At 61.7% G+C, this 13,880-nt stretch carries 9 protein-coding genes and 2 pseudogenes; 5 read left to right on the top strand and 6 right to left on the bottom strand.

Features of this window, described 5'->3' with window-relative positions; genetic code table 11:
* The first annotated feature begins 11 nt into the window (after positions 1 to 11).
* Together EJ077_RS31675 and recQ are read left to right on the top strand one after the other, a co-directional pair.
* A complete protein-coding gene (locus tag EJ077_RS31675; protein ID WP_245458598.1) occupies positions 12 to 1,766 on the top strand; it encodes a hypothetical protein in 1,755 nt (584 codons plus the stop codon).
* On the top strand, positions 1,763 to 3,604 hold the full coding sequence (recQ, locus tag EJ077_RS00710) for a DNA helicase RecQ (protein ID WP_208699240.1): 1,842 nt from the start codon (positions 1,763 to 1,765) through the stop codon (positions 3,602 to 3,604). Before EJ077_RS31675 ends, recQ begins: the two co-directional genes overlap by 4 nt.
* A 621-nt stretch (positions 3,605 to 4,225) precedes the next feature.
* Here the strand turns inward: recQ and EJ077_RS00715 are convergent.
* The 5 genes from EJ077_RS00715 to EJ077_RS00725 all read right to left on the bottom strand — a co-directional run bounded on the left by EJ077_RS00715 (position 4,226) and on the right by EJ077_RS00725 (position 9,277).
* Positions 4,226 to 4,669: a hypothetical protein gene (locus tag EJ077_RS00715; protein WP_208699242.1), complete on the bottom strand. Its 444-nt coding sequence runs from the start codon at positions 4,667 to 4,669 to the stop codon at positions 4,226 to 4,228.
* Between the two features lie 3 nt (positions 4,670 to 4,672).
* Positions 4,673 to 4,840, bottom strand: coding sequence for a hypothetical protein (locus tag EJ077_RS00720; protein WP_208699244.1), 168 nt, complete (start codon positions 4,838 to 4,840; stop codon positions 4,673 to 4,675).
* Positions 4,841 to 5,483: 643 nt separating this feature from the next.
* On the bottom strand, positions 5,484 to 6,026 hold the full coding sequence (locus tag EJ077_RS31680; RefSeq protein ID WP_306462658.1) for a shikimate kinase: 543 nt from the start codon (positions 6,024 to 6,026) through the stop codon (positions 5,484 to 5,486).
* Complete coding sequence (locus tag EJ077_RS31685; RefSeq protein ID WP_245458599.1) at positions 5,914 to 6,846, bottom strand: shikimate kinase; 933 nt, start codon at positions 6,844 to 6,846, stop codon at positions 5,914 to 5,916. The genes EJ077_RS31680 and EJ077_RS31685 overlap by 113 nt, the downstream gene beginning before the upstream one ends.
* Positions 6,806 to 9,277, bottom strand: coding sequence for a hypothetical protein (locus tag EJ077_RS00725; protein WP_245455307.1), 2,472 nt, complete (start codon positions 9,275 to 9,277; stop codon positions 6,806 to 6,808). The genes EJ077_RS31685 and EJ077_RS00725 overlap by 41 nt, the downstream gene beginning before the upstream one ends.
* Before the next feature lie 422 nt (positions 9,278 to 9,699).
* Between EJ077_RS00725 and EJ077_RS00730 the strand changes: the two genes are divergently transcribed.
* Positions 9,700 to 12,282 carry an EAL domain-containing protein gene (locus tag EJ077_RS00730; RefSeq protein WP_126057614.1) on the top strand — a complete coding sequence of 861 codons (2,583 nt, stop codon included), beginning with the start codon at positions 9,700 to 9,702 and terminating at the stop codon, positions 12,280 to 12,282.
* A gap of 314 nt (positions 12,283 to 12,596) precedes the next feature.
* Here the strand turns inward: EJ077_RS00730 and EJ077_RS00735 are convergent.
* A pseudogene (locus tag EJ077_RS00735) lies at positions 12,597 to 13,110 on the bottom strand (IS110 family transposase); the annotation flags it as partial.
* A gap of 122 nt (positions 13,111 to 13,232) precedes the next feature.
* On the opposite strand from EJ077_RS00735, the gene EJ077_RS00740 reads away from it, so the two are divergent.
* The gene (locus EJ077_RS00740; RefSeq protein ID WP_126057615.1) at positions 13,233 to 13,445 is read left to right on the top strand and encodes a hypothetical protein; all 213 of its coding nucleotides are present in this window, start codon (positions 13,233 to 13,235) and stop codon (positions 13,443 to 13,445) included.
* Positions 13,345 to 13,627, top strand: a pseudogene (locus tag EJ077_RS00745) (transposase); the annotation flags it as partial. The gene EJ077_RS00740 and the pseudogene EJ077_RS00745, both read left to right, overlap by 101 nt.
* Positions 13,628 to 13,880: the final 253 nt, after the last annotated feature.

Consider the following 13,880-nt stretch of genomic DNA (forward strand, 5'->3'; position numbering starts at 1 on the left):
GTCAGGAGCACATGCCGCAAGGAGAGGCGAGGCTGACATGGCTGGTTGACCTTCCGTTTGCATCCATGCCGTTGTATCGAATGCGGCAAGCTGAAATCTCCGACAAGGGCGCGTGGCGCATGATTCCGCAAATTCGTGTCACGGCCATGCGACACGGACCCATCATTACGCCGGACATGCTGCCCGGCAATGACGGGGCCAACATCAACGGGCCGTCGCTGATCAGCATGCCTGACCGGGTGCCCGGCCGGCTTGGTGCCTACTATCTCTACTTCGCGGACCACACGGGGGCCTATATCCGCCTCGCCTACTCCGATTCGCTGCATGGGCCTTGGCGCATCCACCCCGGCGGTGTGCTGTCTCTTGATCAATGTCCATTCATCGTCGGGCACATCGCCTCGCCCGATGTTCACATCGACCAGAAGCTTCGCCATTTCGTGATGTATTTTCACGGCCCGGCAAAATCCGGTGAAGGCCAGATTACCTTCGCCGCGACATCCGTCGACGGGCTTCGTTTCACTCCGCTTTCCGAGCCGCTCGGGCCGTCCTACGCGCGCATCTTCCGTCACGATGGCTGGTGGTACGGTTTGCTTGGGACGGGAGCGATCACCGTCTATCGATCGACAAACGGCATTTCGGATTTTCAACGGGGTCCGGTCGTGCTGCCTGCCATGCGGCACGACCTCGCCCCACGGCATGTCGCGCTGCAGAAATCCGGCCGCTGGCTACGGGTCTATTACACGCGTCGGGGCGACGCGCCGGAACGGATCCTTTACGGCACAATCGATCTCGCCGAGGATTGGCGGGACTGGACCGTGCGGGGCGACAGCGAAGTGTTGCGGCCGCTGACGGAGTTCGAAGGGGCCGGCTTGCCGATCCGCCCCAGTCGGACCGGCCCAGCCCAGGACAGCGAAAACGCGCTACGCGATCCGGCCATTTTTGAACAGGATAATCAGACCTGGCTGCTCTATGCGGTCGCCGGAGAAAGCGGAATCGCCCTGGCCGAGCTTGGCTTTTCCGAGGTGCAAGCTGCGGCGGCCCGGAGGCCGATCGCGGCGTTACGCCGCCGCGCAAGGCGGCTTTTCTGGCACCTTCGACAGAAGGCGCCAATGCTGCCTTCGGCAATGAGATCCCGAAATAGAATTTTCATCGCCGGCTGCGCGCGCAGCGGCACCACGCTCAGCCTCAATCTGATGGGCTGTTTTGAGGATATCTATGTCCATACCAGCGAAGCGCCGTACCAGACACTGATCGAACTGGATCGCTACCAAGCCAACCTGGTCGTAAAACGCACTTTCGTGAGCTATAGGGATCTTGAAGATTTGCCCGCCTCGGTCGGCCTGATCTATTGCGTACGGCATCCTTTCGACGTGCTGACCAGCTCTCATCCGGAGACCGTCGATCTGCGGCCTTTTCACGTAACCATGGAGCGTTGGGAGGCGGAGTATGATGGTTTGATACGGCTGCGACAGGCCCAGCCGGAGAGAGTCATCTCCCATTTGCGCTATGAGGACGTGATCGCCGAATCGGACATCGTGCAGGCTAGGATTGCCCGATCCTTCGGCCTGGCGCCGGCTACGCTCTTCAGCCGCGATGCAAACAATCCCATCAGGTCCACCTCGCTGAGAAAATGGGAGCGCAATGAAGCGTTCAGGACCTATCTGCGCGGCCTGCCGCCGTCGTTTCTCGATCGCGTGGACGGCTTCTGCCGGGAGTTCGGCTATGACAATTCGGCCGGCATATTGACGACGGAATTGGCTGAATGACGGAGGCAACCGGCATTCTGGCCAGGGACCCCAAGCGGCACGTCCTGAAGGACGTGTTCGGCTTCGACGATTTCCGCCCCGGCCAGGCCGAGGTCATGGACGCGCTGCTCGGCGGGCGCCATGTGCTGGCCGTTATGCCGACGGGGGCCGGAAAATCGCTCTGCTACCAGGTTCCGGCGCTGGTGCTGGGCGGGCTCACCCTCGTCGTCTCGCCGCTGGTGGCGCTGATGCAGGATCAGGTCGCGGCGCTGCGGCTTGCCGGGGTAGCGGCCGATACGATCAATTCCTCGCTTGACCGCGAGGCCAATGTCGCGGCCTGGCGTCGCGTCGCTTCGGGCCAGACGCGGCTGCTCTATCTGGCGCCGGAGCGGCTGATGACCGAGCGCATGCTCGAGGCGCTCTCCAGGCTCGACGTCAGCCTGATCGCCATCGACGAGGCGCATTGCATCTCGCAATGGGGTCCGGCATTCCGGCCCGAATATGAAGATCTATCTCGGTTGCGCGGCATCTTTGCCAATGTGCCGATCATCGCGGTGACGGCGACGGCCGACGAGAGCACGCGCACCGACATCGCCACCCGGCTGTTCGCCGAGCGGGTCGAGACGCTGGTGCTGGGTTTCGACCGGCCCAACATCAAGCTGGCCATCGAATCCAAGCAGGACAGCAAGCGGCAATTGCTGCGGTTCATCGAGCGCCATGCGGGCAAGAGCGGCATCATCTACTGCCTGTCGCGCAAGAAGACAGAGGAGATGGCGGCCTTCCTGGAGAAGAACGGCGTCAGAGCGCTTGCCTATCACGCCGGCATGAGCAAGGACGCGCGTGAGGCGAACCAAAACGCCTTCATGACGCTCTCCGGCGTCGTCATGGTGGCGACCATCGCCTTCGGCATGGGCATCGACAAGCCCGATGTCGCCTATGTCTTCCACACCGATATGCCGGGCAGCCTGGAAGCCTATTACCAGGAAATCGGTCGTGCCGGCCGTGACGGGCGCAAGGCCGAGGCGCATATGCTCTACGGTCTTGGCGACATCCGCATGCGGCGGCTGTTCATCGACGACGAGGACGCCTCACCAGATCACAAGAGACGGTCGCATCGCCGGCTCGACACGCTGATCGGTTATTGCGAGACGGCGCAGTGCCGCCGCCAGGTGCTGCTCGGCTATTTCGGCGAAGAGGCTCAAGCCTGCGGCAATTGCGACAATTGCCTCGATCAGGCGCCGCGCGCCGACGGCAGTGCCGAGGCGCGGAAAATCCTCGCGGCGGTCGAGCAGACCGGCGAGCGCTTCGGTGCGGCCCATGTCATCGACATCCTGCTTGGCCACGAGACCGAGAAGGTGCTGGCGCGGGGCCATCAGGCGCTGAGCAGTTTTGGCACCGGCGCCGCGCACAAGAAGACAGTGTGGCTGTCGCTGGTCCGGCAACTGGTGGCCGGCGGGTTCCTGATGCCGGATCCCGAGGGCCATGGCGGTCTCGCCATCTCCGAAAGCGGCCGCGCGCTCGGCCGCGGCGAGATTGAATTCCGGTATCGCGTCGAGACGCGGGACCCTCTCGCGCGCGGCAGGAAGCGTTCCGGGGAAGGCTCCGCCGCCGACGACGAAGGCGTGGATGCCTCGCTGCTGGCGGCGCTCAAGGCGCTGCGGCTGCGGCTCGCCAAGGGGCGCCAGGTGCCCGCCTATGTGGTGTTTTCCGACCGCACGCTGATCGACATGGCCGCCCGCCGCCCGCGCGACCTCGACGCCTTCGCCGAGGTGAATGGCGTCGGAGGGGCGAAGCTCAAGGAGTTTGGGGCGGTTTTTCTGGCCGCGATCGCGGCGCATCGGCCCGACGGGGCAGGCTGAGGATCAGGCTTGGCGATGGGACTGCCTTCAGCTGCTGTTAGGCTACCCCGCCTCCGCCGAAACGACGGCCACCGCCATACTTCCGACGGTGTACCGATTGTTTGCGGATCGAACTTACCCACCCGCTCTCTTCTCCCAGACGACGACATGCGTCTTCGGCAGACGGGATCTGAGGCGTTTCTATGGGATTGTCATTTGAGGATGATGTAGAGCGGGATGAGGATTGCCAAGGCGGCGACGCCAATAGGTTAGTGATCATGCGCCGCCGCAGCGACGTGTCGGAATCTACGCAAAACCCGCCCCTCATTATTGCGCCAACTCAGCATCGCGTAATCAAGGCGCGAGCGCAGGCATCGGCTAAATTAGATGCTCAGGTTAGTCCGGCAGGGGTTATGAAGGCGCGAACGGCTACGTGGCCTCGTCCACCAGAGCAGCGCCGGCCCGATAGCGATGCAGCGGCTCGGCGTCCTTGCAAGAGTTGCCTGATGGCGCCGAGCCTAACCGGCGAGAGACTGGTAGGGGGCACGGCATCCCGCTGGCCAGGATGATCATGCGCCTTCCTCCAATAGAAGCGAAGTTATCCGAATGAATGAAATAGGAGGTATCCTTAGCGCGACCACGTCAGCGCCTCGCCAGTATGATCAAGGCGGCTGAAACGATCGCCATCACGATCACGAACAGCGCACCGACCTCAACCAATTTATACATCAGGGGGTCACTGGGGAGCGGTTCGTTCGCCATGCGAGCGATCAACCGTCGGGCACGTTCGTCCTCTTGGCGAGTTTCAGATTTCGCCTTGCACGCATCAAGCAACTCTTGGGCGTAGAGTTGTCTGGAGTCTTCCGAAGCGACCTGCGAATTGGTGCCCAACCAAACTTTGAACAAGTCGGGCTTGATGCGCATGGTAGCGTAGCTTAGCCCCTCCAAGCTCTCCATATGCGTCGCATCGAAATTCGCGTGCCACTCTTCCCAAGTCGGGGGCATATCATCGGCACCAGGAAGTTGCCGGATAAGTGGATAATCTTCTGGGGTGTACACCGGTAAGACCGGCAATACCCGCACCACTTTCTAACCCGCCAAGGCGCGCACGATGGCGAAGCCCACGCCGATCGCAAGGCCCGTGGCGAGGCTTTCGGCAATGCGGATGACAAAGGCGCCGTAGCGCTCGCGCAAACACGCTGGCGGGGCTCTCAGGACAGCAGGAATGTCGAAAGTGCGTTCCATGCCGAGCAACATAGATCGAAACCGGGACTCTGTGAATCCCCTCGATATGGCGTCATCGAACCCGGACGGGGGCGGTCAAGACGGTTTTAGCAGTGATCTCGCGTACCACAACTGGTTAATCAAAATCCGGTTAAGCGAAGTAATATCATTCTGCAAGCGAAACGAATTAGCCCGGCGGCCTCGGCTTCCGGACTTTTTGTGGGCATGCGACGGTTGTTATTGATGTTGTGGCGGAGAGGGAGGGATTCGGTTTCACGCCTATCCTGCTGAAAATGCTAATCTTTTCGCGCTTTTTGTTACGCAGTTTGTTACACTGCTACAACTGCGATTTACAATCGCTCTTTTGAGCTCGCCTGCCCAATCCATCTTATCTGTCGAAACCGACGCAATGGCGCGGCGGTGGATTGGGTCACTCTGTCATAGTATCCGCGCTTCATTAAGTTGACGATGCCGTTTAGACTCGGAGCTGATCCTTTCCGGTCGATCACCAGGATTTGGCGCGCGACCCGGCACCGGCGGTTCGTCTTTGTACGTTTGTGTCATCCAGGCCGGATCAACTCGGCCATCAGGCTTCTCACGACTTATGCATGCGTTTCCCACTTTTATTAGCATTCGGTGCGAACCCGCACCCTGCACCAAACCTGCGACGCCTAAGCTATCGTCCTCGACTTGAGCGTTCCCTGCTTCTCGTGGAAGACGCTAAATTCGCTCGTGCGTTATTGCCGGCCAGCAAAGGCTGCGGGTCGGCGGTGAGGGTGTCGAGGAGCGGCGGCCGTTCCCTTTCACTCAATAGTGCCGCCGGCGCCTGGATGGTTTCCACGACGCCGCCCCCGCAATCGTAGCCGTTGTGATGATCATCGTGCATGCGCTGAGCTGTTGGGGACATGCTGATGGCGGTGCCGGAAGCACCGGAGACATGTGATATCTCGGCAGCGGGCAGAGCGGCTTCTCTGTCGCTGCACAGGAAAGCGTAGAGTTCCTTCACGCAAATGCGGGCGTCCTTCTTGTCTTTTTGAAAGGGCGGGACGAGGGGCAACCTGATATCGGCCTTTTGGTAGAACGGACTGCGCTCTTCGTACAGCTGGTCAACCTTCTGCTCGATGTCGGCGCCTTGCAGCAGCGGCCGGCTGGTGTCCCTCTCGAGGCGCCTGCGGAGCTCTTTCAGCTCGGGTGTCGAGCCAGATCGACCTCGCCTTATTAAGAATCAGGGCTTGATTGGACTCCTTGCCAAAGCAGCCGCCGCCGGTTGCGATGACGATGGGGCCTCTCTCCAGCTGCTTGGCGAGCTCTTTGGTCTCCAGGTCCCTGAAGTGCGCCTCGCCACGGCCAGGGTCGGCGAACATCTCCATCAGATTGCCGTGATCGGCGACGATATGCTTATCGATGTCGACAAACTCCACCCCCAACTCCTTGGCAAGCTGGGCGCCGATGGTCGACTTGCCGCTCGCCGGCATGCCGACGAGCACGACCGGCCGCGTACCGAGGGCCGCGAGGATCTCGCCGGCTTGCGGCGAGCGAGCGACCGCAATCTGTTGTCTTGCGACGATGGGCGACCTGGAGGTCCCTGCCGCCCTCGACCTGCTTTCTCCTGACGAGTCCCAGTGTAATATCTCCCAGGCACCACGGGGAATGGGGACTAGCTGTGAGCTCTGCGCGCGGTGCGCGAGCTCGGCCCGATAACTGGCCGGCGTAGGGAACTCGACCTCGAAGCGATAGTTCTGCGCGGTTCTGAACGTCGTGTGAACGCCGCGTAACCGCGGCCTGTCCATCCTGATGACCCAGTTGGTGGTCTCGACCTCGCTGCAGTCCCGCTCCTCGAAGGCCAGTGCCGCCTTCCTGAAGGCGCGCGTAAAAGCCTCGTCCGGGATCTCGAAGACATGGCGCACGGCATTGGTGACCAGTTGGGCCTCCGGCGCCGTGCTCACGCTCTGGCCGGTCAACTCGTCGGCTATCCAGACCTGCCCGCCCGACCGTTGGTCAAGATGCGGCACCTTCACCTCGATGCCGTCCTGCCGCAAAAGCTCGGCAACCGCATGCACAATTTTTGGTAATCGCGCTTTCTTGCGCTTCGGCGGGGGCGGCTTCGAGCCTGGCCCGCTCAAGGGCCTGTTCGCTGCTCAGCGTTATCGTGCTGGCGCGGTCGTCTTCGGCCGAGATTGCTAAGGCGCTGAGCAGAATGCGCTTTTCGACGGCGAGTCTGATCGAGGCCTCCATGACCGATGCCGCCAGCGTGGGGTTGTCCTTCAGATCCGCCAGGCTGCCATCGACGTCGAACCGGCCCTGGTGGAGCTTTGCCGCCTGCGCCTTGACATATGGCGCCGACTTGAAGCCCGGCCTCTGCTCCAAGAGCCGCTGCAATTCGGTGGTTTTTTGCATGAACACCCGCGCACCGGTATCGGACTTGTAGGCGTCAGTGCCGACCTTGATGCCGACGCTCAACAGATTGATGGCGCTTTCATGCAGCTTGACTTCCGACTGCTCATGAGCCGGCTCGCTATTGAGCTGCAGGTTCCAGTCCTGGAGCTCGGCCACTAACAACGCGGCCAGTTCGCAGGCCACCGGATGCCTGGCGGCCTTGCTGTCTTCCCTCGCCCTGGCGATGAGCTCATGGAGGGCCTGGCCATCCGGCCGATCTTCCTGCAACAGTGCGCGGATGTCGGCCTTGAGCTCATTATGAATGCCCTCGTAGGTGCCGAAGATGGCACGCTCGGCAAACCAGCGTTGCGCCTCCAGCGGCTGCGCCAGCACGTTGCGCTGCAGGCAGCTGTAGGTCTCCAGCACCAGCCCGGTGGCCGACAGGATCTGCTTGGACCGGGTGAACTGGTAGCCGCTTTTCTCAATGGCCGGCGTGTGCGACTTCGGCGGCTTCATCGAGGCGATGCCGCGCGCCTGCAGCTGCGCGTCGAACTGGCGCACATGCTCGTAAAGGCGAGGCTGGTCGCCAATGATGACGACGGTGTCGCCATCAAAATCGCCGTCGAGCATTTTTTGTTCGACGCTTGGAACCGCAACCAAAGAGCCGGGCGCGAACACCTCCGTCGCCTGCAGGATGCCGACGCACTCGAGCGCGGTGTCGGCCTTGACCCGGTCCTTTTCCTCCAGCCAGTACGAATGGCACTTTACGTCCTCGGCAGACATCACGACCCCGCGCTCGGCGAAGTCCGCCGGCCACATTTCGTCGGGCACAACGATCAAGATGCCTTTGGCAAAGAAGGTCGGATCGTCGGCGGCAAGCCCAGCCCCCGACCTGTGCGCGAAGTTGAAGCTATATTGGAAGGCCACGCACCGATCCAGGAACGCCGCGGTCCGGTCGCCATCGCGCGCCGACCTGACCCGGTCGGCGGCGAACGGGCGCAGGTTGGGCTTGTCATAGGGGGAGCGTCCGACAAGCACGCCAGCGTCACGGGTCAAGGTCTTGCTCTTGCCCGTCGGCACATGCAGGCATTCGTCGCTGGACGGCACGGCGATAGCGCTCGAACCCTCGATATGCCCGCCCGTGACCGTCCGGAACAGCTCCTCGGCGGTGAGGCTTTGATGGGTTTCGAGCCAAGCCTGAGCCTTCTCGCGGGTCTCCTGTGCTACCTCGACGCTACGCGGATAATGTTGCAGCGCCGAGGGCGGTACCGCCGATTGCCTTTTATCGGCATAGGCAGGCATCCGCTCGGGAGCGTCGTGGCGAGCCCGGGCAATGGACGGCATGCGCTCGGCCAGTGAGGCCCTAATGAAGCCGCAGCCGTCATGCGGCCGCAAGGCGATCTCGCCGTCTCGCCCCTCGAACCGGAAGGGATGCACTGCGCCTGCGGGATGGTCGGGCAGAAGGGACAGCTTGAAGCACCCTTCCAGCGCATAATCATGGGGGCCAATGTCGGGGATGCCCGGCGGCGCGGCAAATCCGCGGCGCTGGGTATAGTAATAGGCTTCCTTGAACGGCGCCCAGGCCCGCGACAGCTGCTCAAAGGCCGTACCCGGAGCCGTCTCGGCATAGGGGATCGCCAAAAGCTTGCCGCTTGGGGCCTCTGCGGCCGTGAAAGGCAGGTGAGAGGCAAGCTGGTTCAGGCTCTTTTGCGGCGGCTTCAGTTTGCTGCCGCCGAACAGGTCCATGCGGTAGGGCACGCCCTCCACGGTGAACGTGCGTGTCAGCATGGCTCCAGTCGGAGTTCCCTTTAGCTGCACCGCCACCACCTTCACCGCGCCCGAGGTCAAGCGGTGGAAAATGGAATAGCGCAACTCGGCTTCGCTGGCCAGCGGCCGGCCTTGCATGTCGACCACCGGCAGCCGCATCAGTCCGGCATCGCCTTGCGGCGGTCTCGGCTCGTGGTCCATGGCCTGAAGGACCCGATGGACATCGAAGCTGGAGGCTGCATGCTGGGCCTGGATCATCGATGCGTTCTGCGCCATGAAGGTGTCGAGCGCTTCGAGCGGCTCCTTCGCCTCGATCTCGGCGATCACGCTCGAGTTCGCGCACCGCCTCGGCGCGCGCCGCGGCGCTCCTTCCTCGGCTGATGAACACTGCCGATCATAGATTCGACTGCCAGCCTCAAAGCCCCATCGTCGTGCATAATATGGGCTGGCCTCGCTACATTCGAAGGGGATCGAAGGCCGATCCCACGGTGCGGTGAAAGAAGCTGCAAGCGGCTTCCAAGACTAGGTGCGAGCACCTCGATCTCATTGTAGGCCCGTCATCGGATCATATGGAAATCGGTGAGCTTCATCCGCCGGCCTTTTACAACGTGGTTTGGTCGATCCTCTAGGGGATTACGCAGTCTTAAGCCAGCATTAATACCTTAGACGCGACACTAGGAATACTTTTACTATTCGCTAAAGCTCGATGCTATTTGACGAGGACTGGTCTTGCGTTTGCAGTTTTCTAGATGAGAGGGCTAAAGGACATTAGCGTCGGGACCAAGCTCTCGTTGGGCTTTGGGCTGGCGCTGCTGTGCGTCGTGGCCGTGGGAGTATTTGGGGTCGCGCAACTGCGATCACTCAACAAGGTCACGAGCGAGATCACCAGCGTTTGGTTGCCCCAGGTCCAGATCGTCGGCGAGATGAAGCGCAACCTCGCGGAACACCAGCTCTATGCGACGTTGCGCGTGCGCACTGCCGAGGCTGCGCAGATAGCCGGCATTGAGAAGGAGATGGCGAGGGAAAGCGACGAAATACTGCAAGGTCGGCGCGCCTATCGCCGGAGTGCCGGATCGCTGGCCGAGCAGCAGCTGTTCGACCAGTTCGTCAACCTATGGACGGCCTACGAAGATTCCCTGACATCGATTTTCCCGCTCCTCGAAACAGGAGGGCGAACAATGGCTGTCAAGGAGTTCGAGACGGTATCGCTCCCGACCGTTGCCGCCGCCACGCAGCGATTGGACGACCTGCTGGCCCTCACCAACGAGCGCAGCACGGCCGCGGCGGTGATGGCGGACAGGACCTACACCGTTGCGCAAAGATTGACTTGGCTGGCAGTTCTTTTTGCCGCCGGGTGTCTTGGTGGGCTTGTCGCCTGGATACGCCACAATGTCAGCAAGCCGATCCTCGCCGTGACCGAGGCGATGCGTTGCTTGGCGCAGGGCGAGCGCCGTTCGAGTCTCATTGCGCTGAAAAGGGATCGGCAGGACGAGGTTGGAGTGCTGTTCTCGGCCTTTGCCGGCTACCGGGCCAGCCTGGAGCGCAGCGATGCCTTGGCCCGAGAAGCCGAGCTGGAGCGGCAGCAATTGGCCGCGGCCGCCGCCAATATGCCCGTAGGGCTTTGCATGTTCGATGCGGAGAGGCGGCTGGTTCTGTGCAACCAAAGCTACGCCGATCTCTACCATGTGCCGGAGCCCCTGACTCGTCCCGGCACGCCGTGGATCGATTTGATGCGGTTCCGGATCGCGGCGGGCCTCTATGCCGGCCATGACCCGGAAAAGTATGTGCAGCAGCTGACGGAGACCATCGATCGCGCAGAGCGGACGGTGAGCCTGGTGGAACTCAGGGACGGACGCACCATCGACCTCATCCATCAGCCACTGCCGGGCGGCGGGTGGCTTGCCACTCACCATGACGTGACCGACTTGCGGCGGAGCGAAGCCAAGATTTCATACATGGCGCGCCACGACGGACTTACCGAGCTTCCAAATCGCATATTGTTCCGCGAACGCGCCGAGGAGGCTTTGGTCGAGATGCGGCGTGATGGTAGCAAGATTGCTTTCCACTGCCTCGATCTCGATCATTTCAAGATGGTCAACGACACGCTGGGGCACCCGGTTGGCGACGCCTTGCTGAAGGAGGTCGCCGCCAGACTGAAACAGGTGGCCCGTGAAGGCGACACCGTGGCAAGGCTCGGCGGCGATGAGTTCGTGATCATTCAAACCGCGGTTGATCAGCCGGTCGAGGCGACAGCTCTTGCCCAACGGGTCATTGATGGGCTGAGCGCACCTTATGTCGTCGATGGCCACGGGGTTATGATCAGCGCCAGCATCGGCATCTCGATCGCGCCGGACGATGGCATTGACGCCGACCAACTTCTCAAGACCGGCGACATGGCGCTCTACCGGGCGAAGGCGGAAGGCCGCGGAACCTACAGGTTCTTCGAACCGGAAATGGATGCGCGCATGCAGGCGCGGCGGTTTCTCGAACTCGACCTGCGCGAAGCGGTGGTGCGGCAGCAGTTCGAAATCTACTACCAACCGCTCCTCAATCTCGACCGCGGCGAGGTCAGCTGCTTCGAGGCGCTGCTGCGCTGGCATCACCCGACGCGCGGCATCGTATCCCCGGGAGAATTCATCCCGCTGGCCGAGGACATCGGCCTCATCGTCCCGATCGGTGAATGGGTTATCAAGCAAGCCTGTCTCGACGCGGCAAGCTGGCCCGGTAGCATCAAGGTCGCCGTCAATCTGTGCCCGGCGCAATTTCGCAACGCGCGCTTGCTCTCCACCATCGTCGAGGCATTGGATATCTCGGGACTGCCCCCCAGCCGGCTTGAGCTTGAGATCACCGAGACAGTGCTGCTGGCCAACAGCCAGGCGACTCTCTCGATGCTGCAACATATCCACATGCTCGGCGTTCATATCGCGATGGACGACTTCGGAACCGGATATTCGAGCTTGAGCTATCTGCGCTCGTTCCCATTCGACAAGATCAAGATCGATCAATCCTTCATCACGGACGCCGGAGATATCGACAGTTCCGTCGCCATCATTCGAGCGGTCACGAGCCTCGGCAACAGCCTCGGGATGCAGACCACCGCCGAGGGCGTCGAGACCGTGGAGCAGCTGGAACGGGTCCGAAGAGAAGGCTGCACCGAGGCGCAGGGCTTCCTGCTCAGCCGCCCGCTGCCCGCGCGGGACATCCCCGCGATGCTGGAGCGGACCCGCGCCGTGGTGGCGGGCGAGATCATTGAGACCGAACCCGAAACGTCAGGCGAGCGAGACACGGACAAGCCGGGCAGGCGTCGCAGTAGGGCGTCTGTCCCCGCCTAACCGGGATGCAAGCGAAAAACAGTGCCAACGAACATGAGTTTGCCGGCCTAGTTCAGGCCGCCACTCGGATCATGTCGATAGCGGGTGTGTAGGTCGGCGCGGCTCGAAATTAGGTGTGCTGAGCGCCGGTCAAAGTGGGATTAGCTTGTCATATCGATTATGGGATCCAGGTTGAACCCGACTTGCAGGACTCTGCTCGTAACCGAGCAGATCAACCTCACATTCGGTCGCTGCTCTTCACGGCTGCACCAACATCCCGCCTACGGCCGCTGGGCTCGGGCGACGAGACCATTCTGAGTGAGCGGCGTTTTATATACCCGTTCGGTCGTCAGTACCTTGCGTTCACGACAGATACGCCGGCGATCCTCCTGCTCCGGTGTTGGCTCTTTGACCATTGCACATATGCGCGGTTCGCCTCGCTTGAAGGCAAGGAGAGACGAGCGTTTCACCATCGATCTTATCGGTTTTGGCTCGGCGACTGCGACGAGACACTGCGATAGAAGCGGGATCAACGACGTAGCTCTCGATCCCCGCCTTGCTCAGAACCCGATGGATCCAGGAGCCATCGAGCCCGGCTTCCTGGATAGCGACGACGGGGAAGTCTGGCCCCATGCGTGCTCTTGCCTTCTCTCGCACGCTATCGAAGCGACGGAACAAGGCGGATAAATCACCACTGGGGACACTGTGTTTCGACAACTTCTCGCCGCCACCTGGCGACAACGACGAGATCAGCCAGGTTGAACGGCTGAGCTCCAGCGATACGAAGATTGCGCCCAGACCAGTCCGGATAGCAGTCAGAGTTTCGGATCGGTCGGCCACTACATGCATGGTGTTCCTCCGCGGGGTGTTTGTTAGCAGCGTCACTCTGCCAGAGCACGCGCCGCTATCCATCCGTCGCCATGGGATCTGGTGATTGTTCATGTCGCCGATTCCCGCGAAGGAACGCCACCATGACCAAGATTGAAAGTAAGACCGCCAGCGCTGCCGTCAAAGACATTCTGCTTTCAGACCCGGACGGACTTCACGAAATGATCCGTGCGGTGATGCAGGAGGTGCTCGAGGCCGAGATGGACGACGGTGGAGGAGACCATCGAGCGCACGCTGACCTTCTTTTGCCTGCCGCGCCAGCATCACAAGCATCTCAAGAGCACCAACATGCTTGAACGGCTCAATGAGGAAATCCGCCGGCGCACCTATGTCGTGCGCATCTTCCCCAACGCCGAAAGCTGCCTGCGCCTCGTCAGGGCGCCGGCTGTCGAAACCAACGAAAACTGGATGGAGGCCCTACATCAACATTGACGACCTGCGCGAGCACAAGAAGCTCGCTCTACGCCAAGCCGCATGACCAGCATCGTGGCCGCCCCATTTTGCAGAACTTGACGCACACAACCGCCACTTCGAGTTTACCGACCGCACCGAGTCATCCACGCAAAGACCTGCGCAGCGTCAGCTTCAGAGCTTGGTCCCACCGGCTGAACGCCAAAAAAGCGGATCTTGGCCATCGGAAGCGCCCTCAACCGACTGAGAGGTTTCGGCTTATGCGATGCGACTGGCAGTCCTGCGCTCCGGGGACAAGGCCGTGGCGGCAGAAGATCCCC

Source organism: Mesorhizobium sp. M8A.F.Ca.ET.057.01.1.1 (assembly GCF_003952565.1).
In the GTDB taxonomy this organism is placed as follows: Bacteria; Pseudomonadota; Alphaproteobacteria; order Rhizobiales; family Rhizobiaceae; genus Mesorhizobium.

Coding starts and splice junctions, on each gene's coding strand:
- EJ077_RS31675 (WP_245458598.1), top strand. CDS start 12: ATGCCGCAAGGAGAGGCGAGGCTGACATGGCTGGTTGACCTTCCGTTT.
- EJ077_RS00740 (WP_126057615.1), top strand. CDS start 13,233: ATGACCAAGATTGAAAGTAAGACCGCCAGCGCTGCCGTCAAAGACATT.
- EJ077_RS00720 (WP_208699244.1), bottom strand. CDS start 4,840: ATGTTGCTCGGCATGGAACGCACTTTCGACATTCCTGCTGTCCTGAGA.
- recQ (WP_208699240.1), top strand. CDS start 1,763: ATGACGGAGGCAACCGGCATTCTGGCCAGGGACCCCAAGCGGCACGTC.
- EJ077_RS00730 (WP_126057614.1), top strand. CDS start 9,700: ATGAGAGGGCTAAAGGACATTAGCGTCGGGACCAAGCTCTCGTTGGGC.